Origin of the sequence: Phaeobacter sp. HF9A (genome assembly GCF_011806385.1) — a bacterium.
Lineage (GTDB): Bacteria > Pseudomonadota > Alphaproteobacteria > Rhodobacterales > Rhodobacteraceae > Epibacterium.
Genome location: NZ_JAATOX010000188.1, coordinates 1 through 4,910, shown reverse-complemented (window position 1 = coordinate 4,910; position 4,910 = coordinate 1). Strand labels below are relative to the sequence as shown.

The 4,910-nt window shown below is 62.4% G+C and carries 3 protein-coding genes and 1 pseudogene; 3 read left to right on the top strand and 1 reads right to left on the bottom strand.

Going from position 1 to position 4,910, the window contains the following annotated elements:
- Both HCZ87_RS19715 and HCZ87_RS19710 read left to right on the top strand, forming a co-directional pair.
- Positions 1-220 (top strand): annotated as a pseudogene (locus HCZ87_RS19715) (hypothetical protein); the annotation flags it as partial.
- Positions 213-1,439, top strand: coding sequence for a glycosyl transferase (locus HCZ87_RS19710; RefSeq protein WP_167646667.1), 1,227 nt, complete (start codon positions 213-215; stop codon positions 1,437-1,439). The pseudogene HCZ87_RS19715 and the gene HCZ87_RS19710, both read left to right, overlap by 8 nt.
- Before the next feature lie 158 nt (positions 1,440-1,597).
- Here HCZ87_RS19710 and HCZ87_RS19705 read toward each other — a convergent pair whose 3' ends face one another.
- Positions 1,598-3,346 (bottom strand): sugar phosphorylase, encoded by a 1,749-nt coding sequence (locus HCZ87_RS19705; RefSeq protein ID WP_167646665.1) that lies wholly within the window; start codon positions 3,344-3,346, stop codon positions 1,598-1,600.
- Between the two features lie 349 nt (positions 3,347-3,695).
- Here HCZ87_RS19705 and gap point away from each other — a divergent pair, with 349 nt between their 5' ends.
- The gene (gene gap / locus HCZ87_RS19700; RefSeq protein ID WP_167646663.1) at positions 3,696-4,700 is read left to right on the top strand and encodes a type I glyceraldehyde-3-phosphate dehydrogenase; all 1,005 of its coding nucleotides are present in this window, start codon (positions 3,696-3,698) and stop codon (positions 4,698-4,700) included.
- Positions 4,701-4,910 lie beyond the last annotated feature (210 nt).

The window sequence follows — 4,910 nt, the reverse complement described above, 5'->3', positions numbered from 1 at the left end:
GATGATCGCCAATGCCGACCACGGGGTGGTGATCCGCAATGATCACGGCCCGGACATCCCGCAATTTGCCAATGAGGATCACATCCTGCGCAGCCGCCGCCCCGGCCCCGAGGGCTGGTGCGAGGCGGTGATGCAGATCCTTGAGCGATACGACCAGAACACCGCCCCGCCCGCCGGGAGCAGACATCAAGACCAGGAAGGAACCGCCCCGCATGGCTGATTTTCACCAGAACGGCAATATCGCCCAATTTCACAATCTGCGCAGCCGCCCGGTGGAAGAACTGGAATATGAACTCTCAACCTTTGCCCAGACCCGCAAGATTTCGCTGATCCTGCCCTGCCTCTATTCCGAACTCGAAGGCCCCGCCCTGCGCCATATCCTCGATGAGCTGGCCAAGGTGCCCTATCTGCATCACATCGTCATCGGGCTGGACCGCGCCAGCGAGGCCGAATATCGCCATGCCAGGGAATTTTTCTCGGTGCTGCCGCAGGACCACCGGGTGATCTGGAACGACAGCCCGCGCATGCAGGCGCTCGGCGCCCAGCTCGCCGCCCAGGGGCTGGCACCGCAAGAGCCCGGCAAGGGCAAGAACGTCTGGTCCTGCATCGGCTATCTGCTTGCCCATGCCGATAGCTCGGTGGTGGCGATCCATGACTGCGATATCGTGACCTACTCCAAGGAGATGCTGGCACGGCTGGTCTATCCGGTGGCGCATCCGGCGTTTTCCTATCAGCTCTCCAAAGGGTTCTACGCCCGCGTCGGCAATGGCAAGCTCAACGGGAGGGTCTCGCGGCTTCTGGTCTCGCCGCTGCTGATCGCGCTGAAACGCACCATCGGGGATCGCGACTATATCGACTATCTGCGCAGCTTTCGCTACCCGCTGTCGGGGGAAATGGCCCTGCGCATGCCGCTGCTGCCCGATCTGCGCATCCCATCCGATTGGGGGCTGGAGATCGGCGTGCTGTCAGAGGCCTGGCGCAACCTGGGCCGCAAGGCGGTCTGCCAGGTGGAAATCGCCGACAATTACGACCACAAACACCAATCCCTCAGCCCAGAGGACGCCAGCGCCGGCCTGAACCGCATGTCGATCGACATCTGCAAGGCGATCTTTCGCAAACTTGCCGCCGATGGCACAGTGTTCACCCCCAACGTCTTTCGCACCCTCAAGGCAACCTATTATCGCTCCGCCCTCGATTTGCTCGAAACCTATTCGAATGACGCCACCATGAACGGGCTCGAAATGGATCGCCACGGCGAAGAGAAAATGGTCGAGATGTTCTCCAACAACATCATGACGGCGGGGCAGGTTTTTCTGGAAAACCCGCATGAAACCCCGTTCATTCCCAACTGGAACCGTATCCATTCGGCCAATCCCAGCTTCCTGAGCGACCTCAAAGCCGCCGCACAGGCGGATGACGCGGACTATGCGCGGGGCTGACCGGCCCCCTCTTCTTCTAACCTGAAATATCCTGGGGTGAATTGGCCCAACGCGACGGACGCCGCATGTCGAAGGGCTTGAAACCGGCTTCCGCGCGCAAGCGACATGCTTCCGGGCCAAGAGGGGCAAAGCCCCTCCTCGCCCCCCCCCAAAGCGCCTCACCCGTTGGCGTGATTGGTGATCCAGCGGCACTGATAGGGCGCAAGCTGGATTTCATCTTCGGCGCCAAAGGCATCGCCACTCAGCAGATCCTGCCAGGCCTCACCTTCAATCAGGTTCAGGGCCCCGGGTGGCAGGGTGATGGCATCTGCGCTGACATTATGCAGGGCGAAAATCGACTGATCCCGATCCAGCGATTGCCGCCAGATCGCAAAGACCCGATCCTCCAGTTGCAGGGTGAACTGGGTCGCATTGGGATGAAACCCCGGCTGGCGTGCCCGCAGCCGCAAACGCGCCGACAGGGCCGAGAGCACCTGCGCCTGGTCCGTCTCCGGGTCGGCCAGACGCGCGGTCAGCTCCGGGTAATCCCAGCGGTGGCGGTTGATCGCCCGGTTCATGCCCCGGCGTGCCACGGCCTCGTGATCGTTGGCGGTGGCCAGCATCGCGTGGATGTAAAAGGCGGGTATGCCCTCCAGGCTCATCGGGATGGTTTGCGAGCAAATAAACCGCGCCACCTTCAGATCAGTCTCGCCAGAAAAGCTCCGGCTCATGGCGTCAAAAAACGTGCAGTTCACCTCATAGGGGGCCTCGCCGCCATCCGGCAGCGCCCGCATGGAAACCAGCCCGCCGCTGTCCTTGACGCAGGCGATCATGCGCTCGCTTTCCTCGGGCGGCAGCACCCCCTCGGCGGGGCGCATGCCAATTCCGTCATGGCTGGCGGTAAAGTTCAGATAGGCACAGCCCAGAGGCGCCGGAGGCATCGCCCGCGCCCAGCGCAGCAGGAACCGCGCCGTGCCCGCCAGCATCGCATGCAGGATCAGGGGCGGCAGCGGAAAGTTATAGACCACATGGGCCTCGTTGCGATTGCCGAAATAGCTGAGGTTCTCGGCCCGCGGCACATTGGTTTCGGTCAGGAGCACCACCGTCTCGGTCGCGTAATCCGCCAGAAGGCGCAGCAGCTGCACGATGGCATGGGTCTGCGGCAGGTGGATCGAGCTGCTCCCCACCTGTTTCCAGATAAACGCCACCGCATCCAGCCGGATGATGCGCACCCCCTGATCGATATGCAGCCGGATGATGCGCAGGATTTCCAAGAGCACCTCGGGGTTTTCAAAATTCAGATCGACCTGATCGTGGCTGAAGGTGCACCAGACATGTTTCGCGCCATTTGAGGTCTCCACCTCCTGCAACAGCGGCGTCGTGCGCGGTCGCACCACCTGCGACAGGTCATCCTCCGGGCTGGCCTCGTAGAAGAACCGATCAAAGGGCGCCTGCCCCTGACGGTAGGCATTGAACCAGGCGCTTTGCGAGGAGACATGGTTCAGCACCATATCCGACATCAAATGAAAGGCGCTGCCGATGCGGCGAATATCCGCCCAATCGCCCAGCCCCGGATCGACCCTGCGATAGTCGGTGACGGCGAACCCATCATCCGAGGTATAGGGAAAGAACGGCAGGATATGCACGCCGTCCACCACGCCCTTCATATGGGTCAGCAGGAAATCATAGAGCAGATCCAGCGGCTTATGCGTGCCATCCAGGATAGAGTTGCCATAGGTGATCAACAGCGCATCGCGTTCCGACCACAGGGTGTTGCCCGGGGTGCGCGGGCGTTTGCGCCGGTGGCTGCCCTCGGGCCAGAAGGCCTCCACCACCTTGGAGCCGAGGATCTCCGCATCAAGCTCTGGATAGATCTCGCGCAGCAGCCGCCCCAGACGACCCCCGAATGATGCGCTGCGTTGCGCCATATGCTTTCCTCCCTCGGTTCTGCGCGGCTGTTTTCCGCTTTTCCCTCAGCGGCTTCCCCTTCGGCGGGGCTCTCTTCAAGCCTAGGCATTGCGACCGGGCGAGGCAAATCTTCCCGCCCGCCACAGGCCGCCCGCCGCGCGCGGTGACCAATTTGCAGGCATATTGCCGCCCCGCCGCGACGCCGATCGGAAATCACCGCTCCGCATGGAAGCAAATTCTGCGCAAACGGCTGCAAGGGCCGCGCTCTCGGGGCTTGATCGGCGGCGCCGTTAGCGATAACGATGACGGCGAGTGATAGCGGTATCAATAGGGTGCCGCGCCCGGAAACCAAACCGGAGTTATTGTCAGATGACCCTGAAGATCGCCATCAATGGATTTGGCCGCATCGGCCGCAATGTTCTGCGCGCCCTGCTGGAAAACGACACTAGGGACGTCGAGGTGGTTGCCATCAACGACCTCGCACCGCCCGCAACCCAGGTGCACCTGTTGAAATACGACAGCGTCCATGGCCGTCTGGCCGAGGATGTGGTGGTCGAGGGTGACATCATGAAGGTGGGCCGCCACGAGATCCGCCTGACCGCGATCCGCAACCCCGAAGAGCTGCCCTGGTCCGACGTCGATATCGCCTATGAATGCACCGGCTTGTTCACCAGCCGCGAAACGGCGGCAAAACACCTGGCAAACGGCTCCCAGCGGGTGCTGATCTCCGCCCCCGGCAAAGAGGTAGACCGCACCGTGGTCTTTGGCGTCAACGACAACGCCCTGACCGCCGAGGATGTGATTGTCTCCAACGCCTCCTGCACCACCAATTGCCTGGCGCCGGTGGCCAAGGTGCTGGACGAAGCCTTTGGCATCAAGACCGGTTACATGACCACCATCCACGCCTATACCGGCGACCAGCCCACCCATGACACCGCGCATAAGGATCTCTACCGCGCCCGTGCTGCGGCGCTGTCGATGATCCCCACCTCCACCGGCGCCGCCCGCGCCATCGCCGAGGTTCTACCGCATCTCAAAGGCCGCCTGGAAGGTTCCGCCATCCGTGTGCCCACCCCGAATGTCTCGGTTGTGGATCTGACCTTCGTGCCGGAAAAAGCCGCCACCGTCGAGAGCGTGAACGCCGCCATTCAGGCCGCTGCCGCAGCGGGCCCGCTCAAGGGCATCCTGGGCTATGAAGAGGCGCCGCTGGTCTCGATCGACTTCAACCACAACAGCCATTCCTCGATCTTCGCCGCACCGCAAACCGCGGTCACCTCCGAAGGTCTGGTGCGCGTGGTCAGCTGGTATGACAACGAATGGGGCTTCTCCAACCGCATGATCGACACCGGTCGCGCCATGGGGAAATTCCTCTAAGCCACATCAGCCAATCCAAGGATCAGAGAAAGGGCTGCGGCAGAGATGTCGTGGCCCTTTTCAGCTTCTGGAAATACCTCGGAGCGCGAGGCAGAGCCGCGCAGAATCGTTTGATCGCAGATCCAGGCCCGCGCGATTGCCCGCCTGCGCAAACCTCCCGCGCCTTTGCCCGCTGCCCTGCCCTTGCAGGCAGGACAGCCCAAAGCCTTG

Excerpts from the sequence above, each read along its gene's own strand:
- HCZ87_RS19710 (WP_167646667.1), top strand. The coding sequence starts at position 213 with ATGGCTGATTTTCACCAGAACGGCAATATCGCCCAATTTCACAATCTG.
- HCZ87_RS19705 (WP_167646665.1), bottom strand. The coding sequence starts at position 3,346 with ATGGCGCAACGCAGCGCATCATTCGGGGGTCGTCTGGGGCGGCTGCTG.
- gap (WP_167646663.1), top strand. The coding sequence starts at position 3,696 with ATGACCCTGAAGATCGCCATCAATGGATTTGGCCGCATCGGCCGCAAT.